We start from the raw sequence: 17,221 nt of genomic DNA, 5'->3' as shown, positions 1-17,221 counted from the left end.
GCGACTTTGATGTCGCTTTTTGAATTGAAAGGAAATAAAAATGACAAGAGAAGCACAACTTAAAAGTGATTTGCAAATTGGCAAAGAAGAAATTTTTAATTCCATGCAAGAACAATCAGTTAAAATGATTAAAAAGCAAAATGAATTAAAACAAGAAAGAGAATTCAAGCAAAATATTCAATCAAATCAAATTGATTTTTTAAATTACAAACCAAAAGAAGCTTATAAATATGAATTAGAATTAAAAAATGATATTGCTGAATGATTTTCTTGTTTATACGATTCAACACCAATTAACATAATTGCTGAGCAAAAAACGTTAGAAGAGCTATTTAAAGTTCGTAACGAGCAACATTTTAATGAAAAAAATTATTTGCTAAATTTAGGTTCATGCATTTATGGCCAAATGGCATTACTTTTATTTCCCTTGAATTCAAAAATTGAATGACTTACCTGTCAAATAATTGACTCAACATTCGTTAATGGAAAATTAACTAGAGTTACACTGCAAGATAATTCAGAATTTGTTAATACTAATGGAACTGTTTTCTCTTTAACGTGATCTGTTTGAATAAAAAATAATTTATGTTATATTGCAAATTTCTTTATTGATAAAAAGAATGAACAATATTTTAGCGATGATGATACTTTTAAAAATTTAGGAATTGAAAAGATAGAAGAAATATTGGAATTTAATTCCACATTAGAGGAAATACCAATTGTGGTTATTCGACGTCAGAATTACTTAAACAAATCTATTTTTGTAAACGTCGAAGAGAGATTACAGCAAGTTACAAATTATTATGCATCAATGAATACTTTACCTTTTTGAGAAACTGGTACGCTAGCTAATACAAAAGTAAATGCCATTACGCCTAACCAAAAAACAATTGATTTTACAAATACTTATAGCAATAAAATTGTAAGTATTCAATCGAATGGATCTGAATTTGATTTTGCTTTAGAACAATTAATCAGATATCTACAGCCAGCATCATTAATGAGTACAATTCAGGCCACAAAAATTGAACTATTGCGTTCAATTTATCAATCATTAGGAATTCCGGCAGACGATGACTCTATCAAATCTGCACAACAAACAGAAGCTGAAATTTTTGCAAGACAGTTTTTATCAACACCAAAAAATGAACATAAGAAATTAATTTATGAACGTTTTTTGACAGAAGTATTTACTAAATATATTAATCTATCAAATTCATATTTAAATACTAATTTTAAAAGTGAAATATGAGTTGAATTTGAGCCAGTTGAAAATAAAATAGAAAAAGAGGATAGTAAAAATGATAAATAATTATAGTGATGAATTATTTGATGAAGTTTATGGTGTTTCTGATAATCAACAAGAATTAGTTGATTTATATAGTACTGCTAGTGTTTATTACAAATTATACTTATATAAAATAAATAGCTTTAGTGGCAGAAATTTGAATAAACATAATCTTATTAAAGTGGCGTTAAACAGAACAACACTAGTTGTTACAGATATTGATGATTATGTTGAAATTGATGCAGTAAATAATAATGAATTAGGAATAATTAATTTAACCCAAATTTATGATACACAGCAAACTCAAAATAGTATTTTTAAAAGTGTTGCACCGCAATCGTATACATTTCAATATTGCTCTGACAATACAGTAGTTAGTGGCGCACCAGAAAAAGTAGTTGATTTTTTAGACGAGGAAAACTTATATTTTTATACATTCAATCAAAAATTAACTAACGATAATTTTGATGACGTAGATAAATTTATAATTTTAACAATGACACCACCTCAAAATCTACATTTGTCTATTTTAAGATATTCATTTGAAGCTATAAACATCGATGACTGAGCACAACAAGCACGTGTGCATCCTTTAAAAATATTAAATGCAAATCCTGATATGACAAAACAAAAAATTAAAGCTATTACAGTCAAATCGCCTGATGGAACTTTTTTAACATCAATTAAAGCTTTAGAGCAAAACGGAGCAAGACCTCCATTATTTCCTGATAAAAATACTTTTTTATTTGTTAGACAAATGTTTCCGTATCAAACATCGCCAACCGTTGAATTATTAGATTTTTGAAATTCAAATCAAATTGTTGGTTTTAAAGAAATATTTGATTATTTAGACAGCCAAAACGTTAAGTATAATGAAGAGTTCTCATTAGGTAAATTTTTAGAATTGGGAGATGTAATTGAGGGAGGAAAAGATGGAATAACAATTTCTGGTATTACAGAACTAACAATAAATGAAATGGCAGTTAAATATGATTATTCATCAAGAACATTTCCAAATGGTAGTCCAACAAGACCCGAAAGTAAGGATGCATTATTAACAGATTTTAAACTAACAACTGATAATAATTCATCTTCCAAATTTAATATTTCTGTTAAACCTGGTGAAGTAAATGGATTTGAAAATAAATCTGTTGGTGTAGATATTCCAACTGGTTGACCCGCAAACAGTATTGTCACACATACAGCCGACAATTTTGTTGTAAAAAACCCTATTAATATTACTTACACGAGAGGAGTTTTGTTTGACAAGACAGAATTTTATCAATTGATTATTGATATGCTAAATTTCAGTTATCACGCTAAAAATAATTTCAGAGGTGCAATAGATTTAGATAAAAATACTAATCAGGAAATAATAAAAAATATAGATATTTATAAATTACGTGATGAAGCAGTTAAAGCTGGTGATGTTGTCACTGCAATTTCTAATCGTTTTGATTTATGAGTTAATACACACCCTGAATTATTAAAAACAGCAGAGAATAGAAATATTTTAAAACGAGGTAAATGAGTAATTTCAGCATTATCAAATCATATCATTTCTAACTATTCCTATAATCAGGGAAAATCAGATGATTCCAAATTAATTCTCCCATTTGGCTTGGAATTGACAAATACTCCTGATATAAAAGATCCAAATGAAATTCCTACAATACCTTATGCAACATTAACAGTCAAATTGATTTCTAGTTATGGTAATTTTAGTGAGACCAATTTTGAATTTGATAATGTTAGCTCTATTTCAGTTTCAAAAAAATATATTTTAGCTTCAAATATAATGGCGTTTCCTGAAATTGATAATCAAATTGAAACGTCAGCAATTCCATCTACAATTCCAGGAGAGGTAAAATTGTCCAATGGAGAATATTCAAAATATAATGTTTTTAAAACTAGATTTTCAAATGAATATTTATTGAACCAATATGGGAATGGAAATATAGATTATTTAAGAATAAATGATATTTCACTTGAAGGAAGATTTGTTTTTGATATTGAAGAAAATAAATTATTTAATTTAGCAGAATTGTTATTTACAGGTTTAAATTTAGTAGGAGAATGAAAGATAAGTTTTGAAATGCAATTAAGTAATATTGAATTTAATTTAAAAATAGGAGATGAAACCAACGATACAAATGGTCAGTTTATGTTAAACTTTTAATATAATTGGAGAAAAAAATATGAAAAAATTATTAGGTTTAACAACATCATTACTATTTTCAATAAATCTTGCAAGTTCTGTTGTTTCGTGTGGAAAACCGGAAAATTTTAGAGATTTGCCATCAGAGGTAACTGTTCATTCAATTCAAGGTAGTTGAGATATGGCATTTATAGATTATATAAAAGATAAATTTGATATTTTTATTTCTGGTGATTGTGTTAGCACATCGATAAATCAAATTGGTAGCTGATGTTTTGAAAATGAAAAGCCTTTTTATATTTATTCAAATTGAGAAGATAAAGAAAATGTTAGAAAAACAGATATCACAGAATATCGTTATTTAAAAGACATTAATTCAAATTTTAAAGTAAATGCAGATGACTACGGTATAATGGCTACAGTTAACTTTACGATTTACTATAATGAAAACGCCTAAAATAGGCGTTTTTTTGATATAATATCCAAGGAGGCAATTATAGATATGGCAACCTTAGGACAAACATTTAAAAAATACGACTCAGAAATAAGATTAAAAATTATTAAAGAATGCACCAAATTTGGTGTAGTTTTTATATCGAAAAAATATGGTATAAATAGAAATACTATAAATTCATGAATACGTAATTTTAAGGCAGGTAAATTAAATTTGAAGAGAGGTCGAATCTCATCTGAAAGTGATTTTGAAGAGAGATATGAAATTCAAAAAAAGTTCACAGAGTTCTTGAAGCAAGAACGCAAGAACGCACAAAATTTATTAGAGAAAATAGAACAAAATGAAGAATTAAAAACTTATTACGAGAACTTAATGTTACAAAAACTACATATTACAGACAAAACAAAAAAATAGATCAAGATAAAGATTTAAAAGATGGTTATTGACTTTATAATTTATGAGTAAAACACCGAAAAGAATTTGGTTATCGATTATTGACTAAATTTACAAAAGAAACGGAACTTCCGATGAACCATAAAAAAGTACATCGGCTAATGAAAAAATATTCAATGACACCAAATTATGTTAAAAAACAAAAAAATAAAGGTATGTATAAAAGTACAATCACAAAAGAATGCATAATACCTGATTTAATCAAAAGACAGTGAAATAAAATTACAGAACCTTTGTCTGTTATTACAACTGATGTAAGCTATTTGATTTGAAATGGTCAAAAAGCTTACATATCGACAATGATGGACTGTTTCACAAAAGAAATTATTGATTTTAAAATAAGTTATAAAAATGATTTGAATTTAGTAATGGAAAACTTAAAAGACACAATTAAGAAAATTAGACAAATAAAAAAAGATCTAACAGAAACGATAATTCTGTCAGATCACGCGCAAACATATAATTCAAACGTATTTAAAACTGAAATTCAATCGAACAACATGAAACAATCAATGGGTTCAAATTTTGCTTGCTATGACAATATTATCATAGAGAGTTGACATTCACGTTTAAAATGCGGAACAATTCATAACAACAAGTATAATTCGTTACATGAATATATTTTCGATGTTGTTGATTGATGTAATCATTACAATAAATATAGAAAAAAATCTAATTTCCCATTGCAAAATTGAGAAATTAGATTATAATTTTTGTAACTAGGTATGTGACTTTTTATTCAGTACCATTTTCAGGGTTCACCTTACAATAAGATGTGTTTTTGTAAAAATATTTAAACAATCAAAATATTATTCATAACAATTCTGTAAAATTTGTAAAATTTCATCATTATTCAATATTTTATACGCTCCGCCTCTGTCACTTACTGAATTTGCAATTTTAGGAAGCATTTCTGGTGTAGCTCCCAACTCTTTTAAAGTTGTAACCATTTTGCTATCTTTAATAAATTTTGAAAGTAAATCTAAACCTTCAAGAGCTATTGCATCATCCGTTTTAGTTGTCGGATTTACATTAAATACATTAATTGCAAAACGTTTAAATTTTTGCAAACCATATTTATAAATATAACGGTAATATGGAATAGCTATTGTTGCTAATCCCATACCGTGTGCACAATCTGTATAAGCACTCAATTGATGTTCTATTTGATGAACTTTTCAATCCTGTGCTTTTGATAAACCTACCAAATTATTTAATGCTGTAGTTGCAATTCACATAATATTACTTCTTGATTCATAATCCAATGGATTTTTGACTGCTATTGGAGTTGAATGAAATAGTGAACGAAGTAATCCTTCAATTAAATAATCTGAAGTATTATCATCTTCACCCGAAAAATATTGTTCTAATAAGTGCAACATTGTGTCGGCAATGCCTGAAACCATTTGATATTCAGGTACTGTAAATGTATATTCTGGATTTAATATTGAGAATTTTGGATACAGTTCTTGTGAAAAAACATTTCCAGTTTTAATTGTCAGTTCTTCATTTGTAATTACAGAACCACCATTCATTTCTGACGCTGTGCCAACCATAGTTAATATTGAAGCTATTGGTGTAATTTTTGTATCAACGCTTTCGTGTTTAATTCAAAATTTTTCTCACGGATCTGTCTTGCAATATGCTGCTGCTGAAATACCTTTGGAAATATCTATTACAGAGCCACCTCCGACAGCTAAAATTAAATCTATACTATGTCTCTTTACCAATTCAGCTCCTTCTATCATTTTTTTAAAAGTTGGATTTGGCATAACTCCAGACAATTCAATAATATTTTTATTTGCATTTTTTAAAATTTGAATCACTTTATCATATAAACCACTTTTTTTAATTGAAGAAAATCCATAAACTAATAATATATTTGCTCCATAATTTTTTAATTCGTCATTCAAACTAGTCAATGAATTTTTACCAAAATAAATTTTGGTTGGATTATAATATTGAAAATCATAAATCATTTAATTACCTTCTTTCTTTTAAAGTATACACTACATTTAATTTTATTAAATCCCGATTTTTATTCATGGAAATAAAAAAAATTAAATTATTATTTTAAGTTGCTTTAATGTAAATTAATCACTATAATAAACATGGCATAATTATAATAAATCTTTCAATTATTAAGAGGTTCAAATGTGTTTTTATTTTATAAATTTATAGATATATTTCAATTTTTTATGTAAAATAATTATTAATAAAAAGAAAGGATTTGGATGTAAATAAATTATTTTTATATTAATAATTAGGCCAAATTACTAAACGAATTATTTTCTATAAACGATATTGGGACTTTGTTTATAGATTAAATTTAATGCATTTTCTAATCACAAACAAATATATTTAGAAATAGACTGGGGACAAGTCACTTGCATTATAATAAAAAGCACTTTTTTATTAGTGTTAATTTTTAAATTGGTGCGTTTAAACACAAGAAGGATTGATAAAATGGAACAAAACGATGTTTTGGCAAAAAAAACCATTTTGATAATTGATGGTTATCATCTTTTACATAAAGGTTTTTATGGTTCTTTAAAAAGAAATAAAAATTCAATTAACAAGGATGGAATTCTTGTTAATGCAGTATATACATTTATATCAAAAATAAATGAATGTATATCAAAACAAAAATATCATACAATCATTGTTACATTTGATGTGGGAAATTCATGTTGAAGGAAAGAAATATATCCAGAATACAAAGCAAAAAGAAAAGACACACCAGAAGAATTATTACCACAAATGCAAATTGTACGTAATTTCTTAACAGATGCAAATATACCATGATATGAAAGACCAACTTTTGAAGGCGATGATATCATGGGAACAATTTCACGAATTGCAATAATGTTGGGATATAAAATTGAAATATTATCAAACGATAAAGATATATACCAACTGGTAAACGAAAATGTAACAGTAGTTTCAAAAGCTTCAAGAAGTGCTCCTGAAGTATTTGTTGACACAAAAACTGTAATAGAAGAATTTCAATGTTTACCAAGTCAAATACCAGATATTAAATCTTTGATGGGTGATAGTTCAGATAATTTAAAAGGTGTTACAGGATTACATTACAAAACAGCACAACAATTATTAGAAAAATACAGAACTGTTGAAAATATATTTAACAAAATTGATGAAATTGAAGATAAAAATCTTTCTGAAAGATTACTTCGTAACAAGGATAAAATTTTAATGAATAAAGAATTAGCAACAATTAAAACTAATGTAGATTTAGGAAGAATTAATCTACGATCATTGAAAGTTGATTATTATGGATGAAGCAAATTTTTATATGAAAACGGTATGTATTCATTCTTAAAAACAATTAAGCCAGCTCTAGATAGACAAAAAGAGTTTAGAAGAGCTGCCAGGATTGCAAAAGAAACTGCCATTGAAAATGGCGAAGATTGAACTACAAAGCGTTTTGAATTTTACAAACAATACAAAGATAAATTAGAAAAAGATATACATAGAAATTTTAATAAAACAAACGATAACTACAGTACGAAACTAGAAAATTATAACGAAGATTCAGACTAGTAGTGCAATAATTAAACATATTGCCAAAAATATTGATCCAAGTGTCAATATTTTTTTTGCTTTAATTTTCTCTGCCAATCCAAATACGTTTAATTTATTTTTTTCTAAAATTGATGGATTAATTGTAGTTACTGCTTTTAATTCTTTAACATTAACACCAAACAAAATTGCACAAAAATTTTTCAAATGATAAGCTTTTTTTGCAGCACCCATTATATTTGATTCATCATTAAAATTTAAAATTAATATACTTTGAAATTTGAATGACATTATATTATTTATTTGTACTGCTTTAATTTTTAATTGGCTAATTTTCATTTCCAAGACATTTGAATCTTTTTTGACAATAAAGCAAATTAAATTTTCATCATCTATTCCCAAAATAAATGGCAATTTAATATTTGTATTTTCATATAATTTTATTACGGCTTTTATATTTTTTAATTTATCAATTTTTTCATAAATTTTTTGATCAATTTCATTATTTGACAAATTAAATGTTTTAATTTCACTATGTTTATTTAAAAAAGTTTTTAATTCCATTAAATTAACCTCAAATATTCTTTATCTATTATAACAGTTAAATAATTACAAATAAAAAACAAACTAGAAAACTAGTTTGTCATGTAAAGAGATTTGAAATCAAGGAATAGATAAACATAACTGTATATCTATTAAGTAGTTATTAACTTAAATTAATAACATAAAAAATTATTACTTAACGAATTTTAACACTATTGTACCCATTTCATCTATTTGTGTATATTTTAGATTAATTACTAAAGAATCATTCACCGAATAATTTCTTGTTGAAATTAATAGTGTACTATCCGAAATAACATAATCTTTTCCATTTTTACAAGGTATACCATTTAGATTAACATGCAATCTTTCTGTATCTATCAATCCAGGAACACGTTCACTTTCATCATCAAAAATTCCATAATTTATTGGCATAAGAACAAAATTAACAGAGGTTTTTTGAGAAATAGATAATTCATCTGTAGAATTAAGTAACTCTTGATATTCTGCTCCATTTGTTGAAATTGAAGTTGAAAATCCAAAAATATCACTCCCGGCAAATCGACTTGAAAAGTTCAATAATGAAACTTCTGTTGAATTTTTATTTTTAACTTCAATAGTTTGTTTTAAAATGTTTTTTGCACTCACCACTAGTGGTGTTACAATAATTGACTTTTTATCTTCGCCAATTTTAAAATTAAAATACTGATTTTCACCAATAACATTAATTTCGTCTTCTAGATCAAGTAAATCTGAATTGCCTAACTTAGTCATCAATGGAATTGTGACAGGTTCTAAAATTGTATTTTTATCCAAAACAAATTCTGGATAAGTATTATAATCGTTGTTTTCAAGTGGATTTGTAAAAATTACACAATTTTCATCATATCCTGAAACATCTATATAAACATCTTTTTCTAAATATCCATCAAATGAAATATCTATTTTAGTAGAACCATTAACTTTAGCAAAAACATCAACTAATATTTTAGTATTACTTTCTTGTTTTGTTTCAATGGCTACCAAATTTTCATCCTCAACAGAAATAGTTGGTGCAAATTCTTTTAAAATAGAACCTGCATTGACAATTTCAAAAGAGGCATGATCTGATACTGGAGAATAATCATCAATACTTAAATCGATTACATCATCCGAAATTTTAATACCATCTTCTTTATAGTTACCATCACCTTGGCTGATGCTTATGCAAGAAACTAAAGTTGATGATGTAATTAAAGATAACGATAAGGAGCTTAATACGGCTAATAATTTTTTCATTAACTATATTTGGCACCATTCAAAAGGCAATCAGAAGCGAATTCCAATTTATGTGTGTTTGATACAGGGTCAATTTGCTCATCTTGGTTTGTAGTTCCATCATACAAACCATTATTTGCATTTTCCCAATTTAATTTAAATAAATTAACAGATTCATTTGGATACATAAATGCATACAAAGCATTAAAATTTTCTTTATTAATAGTTTCTATAAAGTCATCTTTATAGTTGTTAATACTGTCAAGTAATTCTTTTGAAAGAGCGAAATCGGTTAACTCTTTTGAATTGTTGTTATTTTTATATTGTTCAATAAAATTAACACTAATTTCTATTTTAGCAAGGCCAACTGTTTTTTCAAAAACAGGTATGCCAACTTCGTCTAAATCATAAATCATTTTTTTAGATTCAGGCGTTAATTTTTGCAAATTTAATAGTGCTTCATCAAAAGCATCTAAACTCGCTACTGCAAGCATAGATAAAAACTTTTGCATAAAAAAATTCTTCTTTCTAAGAACATACGTCTTATACATGCCACATGGGCTAAGTTTGTATTCGTAGGATTGCTTTTTTATTTGCAATCCTACATTAATTATTATACACTAAAATTTGCGATTTTCCTAGTGATAGTGCTTGTCTAATAATTAAACACTTGTGCATTAAAAAATTAAAAAATTCAATCTTAACAATTGAATTTTTTAATTTGCCTCTAATGGTTTATCGTCAAGTCTAATACCTTGCTCATCCACTAAATACAATCTTTCTGTAATAATTTTTACTTGTTTTTGACTTATTAAAACCAAACCTCTATGAACATGAATATATGTATGTGCACCATTAATTGCATAACTTACCACACTTATTTTTAAAGTTGAAATAATTGGAGCATGATTATACAAAACACCAATGTCACCATCAACTGTTTGTAAATTAACTATATCAACAAGTTTATCATCAATAAAAATTCCTTCAGGTGTAACAATTTTTAACATTATTTGATTTGCCATATTTTTAACACACCCTTACTGTTATTTTTTCTTATTGTCTTGATTATGTTTATCTCAAACTTCATCTAAATTACCAACATACATAAAATAACCTTCTGGAATTTCATCACATTCTCCATCTAAAATTGATTTAAATGATTTGACAGTTTCGGCTGCTGAAACATATTTACCTTCTCTGCCTGTAAATTTTGCACCAACAAAAAATGGTTGTGAAAAGAAATTACGAACTTTACGAGCTCTTGAAACAATAATTTTATCTTCTTCAGATAATTCATCCATTCCTAAAATAGCAATGATAGATTGTAAATCTTTATATTTTTGCAATATTTCTTGAACACCCATTGCTACTTGATAATGTTCTTCTCCAACAATATCTGGATCCAACATTCTAGATGATGAACTCAGCGGATCAATAGCTGGATAAATTCCCAAAGCAGATATTCCTCTATCTAAAACGGTACGTGCATCTAAATGAGCAAAAGTTGTTGCTGGGGCAGGATCTGTTAAATCATCCGCAGGAACAAAGACAGCTTGAACTGAAGTAATTGAACCTTTTTTTGTAGATGTAATTCTTTCTTGAAGTGCTCCCATTTCAGTTGATAAAGTTGGTTGATAACCAACAGCTGAAGGCATACGCCCCAATAATGCAGATACTTCTGAACCTGCTTGCGTAAATCTAAATATGTTATCTATAAACAACAAAACATCTTGATTTTTTTCGTCTCTAAAGTATTCAGCAATTGTTAGTCCTGTTAAGGCAATTCGCATACGAGCACCCGGTGGTTCATTCATTTGACCGAAAACTAGTGAAGTTTTATCAATAACTCCAGCCTCTATCATTTCATAATAAAGGTCATTTCCTTCTCTTGTTCGTTCACCAACTCCAGCAAATACCGAAATACCACCGTGTGCTTTAGCCACATTATTAATTAATTCCTGAACTAGAACAGTTTTACCAACTCCAGCTCCACCAAATAATCCAATTTTCCCACCTTTTGCAAAAGGCACGATTAAATCAACAACTTTAATTCCAGTTTCTAAAATTTCGGCTGTTGGTGTTAATTCATCATAAGCTGGTGCTTCTCTATGAATTGGCATACGTTTTACATTATCTAGTTCTGGTTTTAAATCAATTGCTTTACCTAAAACATTAAACATTCTACCTAAAACTTCATCACCAACAGGTACTGAAATTGCTGCACCTGTATCAATAACATCCATTCCACGCATTAATCCTTCGGTTGGTCCCATAGAAATACAACGAACTGTTTCATCTCCAACATGTTGAACACCTTCCAAGACTAACTCTTGATTATCCATTGTTTTAATTGTTAAAGCATTGTAAAGTTTTGGAATGTTGTCTTCATCAAATTTAACGTCGACAACTGGTCCTAGAACCTGAACAATTTTCCCAATATTGTTTGCCATAATATATCTCCCTAAATTTTAATTAATCTTTTTATGCATTTGCACCAGAAACAATTTCAGTAATTTCTTGTGTAATAACACTTTGTCGAACACGATTGAATTGAATGATTCAATTTCTCACTAATTCTCTACCGTTTTTAGTTGCGGCTTCCATTGCAGTTCTTCTTGAAGCTTGTTCAGATACTTGAGATTCAACAATTGTTCCAAGTAAAATTGTATTTAAATATAAACCTACAGATGAAGACAAAATTGTTTCAGCGTCAGGTTCAAACTCTACTTGAGCTGTAATCGTGTGATCATTTTCAACCTTTTTTTCTTTTACTATTGGAAATAATCGTAAGATAGTTGGTTCAAATGTAACATTATTAATAAATTTGGTATAAACTAATTTAATTTCATCATATTGTTTTGATGAAAATAATTCTAGTAAATTTCTCCCAATTGCTCCAGCTTGTTCGTGTGAAAAATTAACATCAACAGTCAAGTCAGAATAAATTACATTCATATGTCTTGCAGAAAAAAAAGAAACTGCTTTTTTACCAATTGCATAAATTGAATCAGTTTTTTTAATATTTTGCATCACCAATTTGTTTATGTTTGCATTATATGCACCACATAAACCTAAATTTGAATTAACCACAACTCATAATGTTTTCTCAAATTTTTGATCATCTTTTGCTAAAAAAATTGAATTATCAACATTTTTAATAATTTCATTAAAAGCATTATAAACTTCAGTCAAATATATGTGTGTTTCACCAACACGTTTACCAACACGTTTTAATTTTGCAGTAGCTACCAATTCCATAGCACCAGTAATTTTTGTAATATCTTGTGCAGATGAAATTCTTGCTTTATATCCACCTAAATTTGGCATAAATTAAAATTTAAAAAGTAATTATTTTTTTGCAAATAATTCTTTAAATTCAGCTTCCGTTCCATATTTTGTTGATTGGTAATCGTGTATTTTATCTATAAAGCGTTTCAAAATTACTTTATTTTCTTTATCTATCGCATTGCTCAATTCATCATCAAATGCTTTTGTTTCCATCAATTTTTCACGCAATTTTTTTCCTTCTGGTGATTTTTGAAAATGATGAACTAATGCATTTTTCAAATCAAGAATTAAATCTAGTGGTAATCATTTTATTAATCTATTTTTAACAGCCAATAAAATCATTGCTTGATCAACTTGTTCTAATGGACTATATTGACGTTGTTTTAAAATTTCTAGAACTCTTGAACCATGTTCTAAAGTTTGTCTAGTTGCCTCATCCAAATCTGAACCAAATTTTGAAAAAGCTTCCAATTCAAAATATTGTGCCAATTCTAATTTCAATGTTCCTGCAACTTGTTTAATTGCTTTAATTTGTGCAGATGAACCAACTCTTGAAACTGAAAATCCAGTATTAACAGCAGGTCTATTACCTTTATTAAACATAGATTCTGACAAGAAAATTTGTCCATCTGTAATTGAAATAACATTTGTTGGTATATATGCAGAAATATCTCCAGCTTGAGTTTCGATGATTGGTAAAGCAGTAATTGAACCACCACCATTTTCTTTATTTAATCTAGCCGCTCTTTCTAGCAATCTACTATGTAAATAAAAGACATCCCCAGGATAAGCTTCACGCCCCGGTGGTCTTCTTAACAATAAGGCCATCGTTCTATATGCAACAGCATGTTTTGATAAATCATCATAAACAATTAAAACATCTTCACCATTGAACATTCATTCTTCTGCAATAGTTACACCTGTATATGGTGATAAATATTGCAACGGTGATAATTCTGATGCTGATGCTGAAACGATAACTGTGTATTCTAAAGCACCTGCTAATTTTAATTTTTCAACAACTTGTGCTACTGTAGATTCTTTTTGACCAATTGCAACATAAACACATTTAACATTTTTATTTTTTTGATTAATAATTGCATCAATTGCAATAGCTGTTTTACCAGTTTGTCTGTCACCAATAATTAATTCACGTTGTCCTTTACCAATAGGTATAATTGCATCTACTGAAATAATACCCGTTTCCATTGGTTGGTCAACTGATTGACGAGCCATAACACCAGATGCAATACGTTCCACTGGTCTAAATTTATTAGTTTTTATGTCACCATTGCCATCAATTGGTTGTCCTAAAGCATTAACAACACGACCTAATAATTCATTTCCGACTCTGATTTCAACAACTCTTCCTGTACGTTTAACTGTATCGCCTTCTTTAACAAGAGAATCATCCCCCATTAAAACAGCTCCTACTGCTCCGTCTTCTAAATTTAAAACCATTCCATAAATATTATTTGGGAAAACCAATAATTCCCCCATCATAGCATTATCTAGTCCGTATAATAATGTGACTCCATCTCCAACAGTAACAACAGTTCCTTCTTCTGATTTAACTATTTCTTTACCATATTGTTTTATCTGACGTTCAATAACTTCAGATATTTCTTTAATATTTAATGCCATCTAATCTCACCTACTCCCCTCTATTATGAGTTGCCAGAATTTTTAAATCGGCAAGTTTTCCTTTTAATGAACCATCAAAAACTTTATTTCCAACAATAATTTGAACTCCGCCAATAATAGATTCATCTAATTTATTTATTAATTTAACTTCCGATCCCATTTGTTTTGTGATTTTTTGTTCCATTAATTTAATTTTTTTATCATCAATTGCTATTGTAGATCAAACCGTACCATATAAGATATTTCGATGTTTAGCTAAATATTTACGTACTTTTTTAAAAATTTGGCGCACATATCTAAACGCTTCTTGTTCTAACAAAATTTTCAATGCGTTTAAAACATAAACCTCAAACTCAAATTTTCCGAAAGTTTGATCAATAATAGCTATTCTTTTGTGTTTATCAACCACTGCGTCATGTGTTGATAAAATATCTACAAAATTTTGTTCTATTTTTAATACATCAACAATAACATTAGCTTGTTCGATATATTTATCTACTTTTTTTTCTTTAATTGCTATTCGCATAAGTGCATTTGCTCAATTATTAATAACATTATCTGATAAAATCATGATTAATTATTTATCTAAAGATTTGATAAAATCATCAACTAGCGTTTCGTTAGTTTTTTTATCAATCACTTTACCTAAAACTTTTGATGCTGCCATAAGAGCAGTATCAATAATAGTTTGTCTAATTTGAGCTTCAGCTTCTTGTCTTTCACGAACAATTGCATTTTTTGCGTCTGCATTTAAATTAGTTGCCTCTGTTCTGGCATCTGTTATAATTTGCATTTTTGTAACATCAGCTTCTGTACGAGCTTGTTTTACAATTGTAAGTGATTCATTTTTAGCTTCTTTTAATACCAATTCAGCATCACGTTGATTTTTATTAGCTTTTGCTTGACGTTCTGCAGCATCGTCTAATAATTCATTAATTTTATTTCTACGTGTTTCTATAGTTTTCCTAAATGGTTTATACACTAATTTTGCTAATACAAGCACAATAACTATTGTAGCTAGAACATGAGCTATAAAATTTGGTAAGTTTGGAAATAACTGAGTAACAACTTCAGGCACCCCTGGTGCAGAAAATATATTAAACATATAATTATTTCTCCTTTCCTTTTTTAAAATTATTTTGCTACTTTAAGTATTAAGCAACAAAAATTAATAAAATAGCAACAACCAATGCATAAATTGCACCTGATTCTGCAATACCAGCTGCAATAATCATTGTTGATGTAATTTTAGATGCTGCTTCTGGATTTCTACCGATAGCCATACAAGCACCTTGACCTGCAGCACCTTGACCAATACCAGCTCCTAAAGCTCCAACAATTGCAACTCCGGCTCCTAATAATTTTAAACCTTGTCCAGTTTCGGTTGTTGTTGCTAACAAGTTAGTAGCAAAAATATTTGTTAATAAGCCTGCCACTACACTCATATAACTTCCTGCAATATTGTTTACAAAATCTGTTAATAACATAATGTATATTCTCCTTAAAAAATAAATAATAATATATGTTTGTTTTTTAAAATGCTTCTTAATATTTTTATTTAAATATTTAGTTGATACTTAAAAAATTAAAAAATTATGCCGTTAATAAAGTGTCTTTATTTTTTGCTTTAAGATTTTTTAATTTTAAATTTTTATTTTCTTTCAAGTTATTTTTGCCATGCATTTTATGTGGCTCATTCTCTTCTCCGTGTTCACCTATTGATTCTTCTCAATATGCCATTGTTAACATTGCAAAAACTATTGATTGGATTGCTCCATCAAATAAATCAAAATACATATGTAAAAATGGCATTATAAGAATCGCTAATGGATTAATACCCGTTCAAAAATATTTATATTGTTGAGTTCATGTTTCGTCTAATTTACCATCAATTGAATTAAAAATATCATTATTAATTCAACCATAAGTCATATCATTACCATCTCCTGGTGTAAACATTGAATGTGCTCCACCTCAAGTACCTTGTAATCCAATCAAAAAAGAATACAATAATCCCAAAATAATTGAACCACCAAGGATATTACCAAATAAACGAAATGAAATAGAAATTAACGGAACAAATTGAGTAATTAATTCCAATGGATTTAAAAATTTTTTAAAAAAACGTAATTTTTGATAACGCAAACCAAAATAATAAATCCCAATAAATGTAGCAAATCCCATACAAAAAGTTACTGTATAAGATGAAGTCAATGGCTCAACACCAATTAATGAAATAACCGAAGAAACTACTATGTATAAAATAATATACATACCGTAAGGGGTTAATTTACGATATTTTTTCCCCATAATTCCAGTAATTAAATCTTCAACTCACATTATAAACATTTCCATGAGTACTAAAAAACCAGTTAATTTTTCATCAACTTTATGATTTCGAATTTTTTTATTATAAATAATTGAAATCACGCAAATAACAATAGTTGTTAAAATAATTGATAAAAACTGATTGGAAAGATCGTAAAATCCACTAAACATATTTGTGTCTGCTAAAAGCATATATACTCTCTCCTGTATAAAATAATTAATAAAATTTAAATTTATTTTGAATTTTATTAATTTTACGAGTAAT

Annotated in this window: 18 protein-coding genes; 6 read left to right on the top strand and 12 right to left on the bottom strand. The window is 27.7% G+C overall.

The features are described from left to right. The first annotated feature begins 40 nt into the window (after positions 1-40). From AACK85_RS00630 to AACK85_RS00610, 5 genes are all read left to right on the top strand, one after another. Positions 41-1,312 (top strand): hypothetical protein, encoded by a 1,272-nt coding sequence (locus AACK85_RS00630; RefSeq protein WP_338970037.1) that lies wholly within the window; start codon positions 41-43, stop codon positions 1,310-1,312. Next, positions 1,302-3,467 carry a hypothetical protein gene (locus tag AACK85_RS00625; protein ID WP_338970035.1) on the top strand — a complete coding sequence of 722 codons (2,166 nt, stop codon included), beginning with the start codon at positions 1,302-1,304 and terminating at the stop codon, positions 3,465-3,467. Before AACK85_RS00630 ends, AACK85_RS00625 begins: the two co-directional genes overlap by 11 nt. Positions 3,468-3,486: 19 nt before the next feature. Further along, positions 3,487-3,903 carry a hypothetical protein gene (locus AACK85_RS00620; RefSeq protein ID WP_338970033.1) on the top strand — a complete coding sequence of 139 codons (417 nt, stop codon included), beginning with the start codon at positions 3,487-3,489 and terminating at the stop codon, positions 3,901-3,903. A 45-nt stretch (positions 3,904-3,948) separates the two neighbouring features. Continuing rightward, positions 3,949-4,314: a hypothetical protein gene (locus AACK85_RS00615; RefSeq protein ID WP_338970031.1), complete on the top strand. Its 366-nt coding sequence runs from the start codon at positions 3,949-3,951 to the stop codon at positions 4,312-4,314. Positions 4,315-4,454: 140 nt separating this feature from the next. Further along, positions 4,455-5,063, top strand: coding sequence for a DDE-type integrase/transposase/recombinase (locus AACK85_RS00610; RefSeq protein WP_338970029.1), 609 nt, complete (start codon positions 4,455-4,457; stop codon positions 5,061-5,063). Between the two features lie 99 nt (positions 5,064-5,162). Here the strand turns inward: AACK85_RS00610 and AACK85_RS00605 are convergent, their stop codons facing one another. Next, positions 5,163-6,332, bottom strand: coding sequence for an iron-containing alcohol dehydrogenase (locus AACK85_RS00605; RefSeq protein WP_338970028.1), 1,170 nt, complete (start codon positions 6,330-6,332; stop codon positions 5,163-5,165). A 487-nt stretch (positions 6,333-6,819) separates the two neighbouring features. On the opposite strand from AACK85_RS00605, the gene AACK85_RS00600 reads away from it, so the two are divergent. Beyond that, positions 6,820-7,914 carry a 5'-3' exonuclease gene (locus tag AACK85_RS00600; protein ID WP_338970027.1) on the top strand — a complete coding sequence of 365 codons (1,095 nt, stop codon included), beginning with the start codon at positions 6,820-6,822 and terminating at the stop codon, positions 7,912-7,914. On the opposite strand, the gene AACK85_RS00595 is transcribed toward AACK85_RS00600, so the two are convergent. The 11 genes from AACK85_RS00595 to AACK85_RS00545 all read right to left on the bottom strand — a co-directional run bounded on the left by AACK85_RS00595 (position 7,885) and on the right by AACK85_RS00545 (position 17,148). After that, a complete protein-coding gene (locus AACK85_RS00595; protein ID WP_338970026.1) occupies positions 7,885-8,457 on the bottom strand; it encodes a hypothetical protein in 573 nt (190 codons plus the stop codon). The two genes, AACK85_RS00600 and AACK85_RS00595, sit on opposite strands and share 30 nt — an antisense overlap. Before the next feature lie 171 nt (positions 8,458-8,628). Then, positions 8,629-9,714, bottom strand: a complete 1,086-nt coding sequence (locus AACK85_RS00590; protein WP_338970025.1) for a hypothetical protein — start codon at positions 9,712-9,714, stop codon at positions 8,629-8,631. Next, positions 9,714-10,205 (bottom strand): hypothetical protein, encoded by a 492-nt coding sequence (locus AACK85_RS00585; protein WP_338970024.1) that lies wholly within the window; start codon positions 10,203-10,205, stop codon positions 9,714-9,716. The genes AACK85_RS00590 and AACK85_RS00585 overlap by 1 nt, the downstream gene beginning before the upstream one ends. Before the next feature lie 204 nt (positions 10,206-10,409). Continuing rightward, positions 10,410-10,718 (bottom strand): F0F1 ATP synthase subunit epsilon, encoded by a 309-nt coding sequence (locus tag AACK85_RS00580; RefSeq protein WP_338970022.1) that lies wholly within the window; start codon positions 10,716-10,718, stop codon positions 10,410-10,412. Positions 10,719-10,739: 21 nt separating this feature from the next. Then, positions 10,740-12,146, bottom strand: coding sequence for a F0F1 ATP synthase subunit beta (gene atpD, locus AACK85_RS00575; protein WP_338970020.1), 1,407 nt, complete (start codon positions 12,144-12,146; stop codon positions 10,740-10,742). A 31-nt stretch (positions 12,147-12,177) separates the two neighbouring features. Beyond that, positions 12,178-13,023, bottom strand: coding sequence for an ATP synthase F1 subunit gamma (gene atpG / locus AACK85_RS00570; protein WP_338970018.1), 846 nt, complete (start codon positions 13,021-13,023; stop codon positions 12,178-12,180). Positions 13,024-13,044: 21 nt separating this feature from the next. After that, positions 13,045-14,628, bottom strand: a complete 1,584-nt coding sequence (atpA, locus tag AACK85_RS00565; protein ID WP_338970016.1) for a F0F1 ATP synthase subunit alpha — start codon at positions 14,626-14,628, stop codon at positions 13,045-13,047. 10 nt (positions 14,629-14,638) lie between these two features. Further along, entirely contained in the window at positions 14,639-15,199 is a 561-nt protein-coding gene (locus AACK85_RS00560) for a F0F1 ATP synthase subunit delta (protein ID WP_338970014.1), read from the bottom strand. A gap of 6 nt (positions 15,200-15,205) precedes the next feature. After that, positions 15,206-15,733: a F0F1 ATP synthase subunit B gene (gene atpF, locus AACK85_RS00555; protein WP_338970012.1), complete on the bottom strand. Its 528-nt coding sequence runs from the start codon at positions 15,731-15,733 to the stop codon at positions 15,206-15,208. Between the two features lie 49 nt (positions 15,734-15,782). Continuing rightward, positions 15,783-16,115, bottom strand: a complete 333-nt coding sequence (locus AACK85_RS00550; RefSeq protein WP_338970010.1) for a F0F1 ATP synthase subunit C — start codon at positions 16,113-16,115, stop codon at positions 15,783-15,785. Between the two features lie 106 nt (positions 16,116-16,221). Beyond that, on the bottom strand, positions 16,222-17,148 hold the full coding sequence (locus tag AACK85_RS00545) for a F0F1 ATP synthase subunit A (protein ID WP_338970008.1): 927 nt from the start codon (positions 17,146-17,148) through the stop codon (positions 16,222-16,224). Positions 17,149-17,221: the final 73 nt, after the last annotated feature.

The organism is Spiroplasma endosymbiont of Labia minor (genome assembly GCF_964019845.1).
Lineage (GTDB): Bacteria > Bacillota_I > Bacilli_A > Mycoplasmatales > Mycoplasmataceae.
The sequence above is the reverse complement of the archived record's forward strand: the minus strand, read 5'-3'. Positions and strand labels throughout refer to the sequence as shown.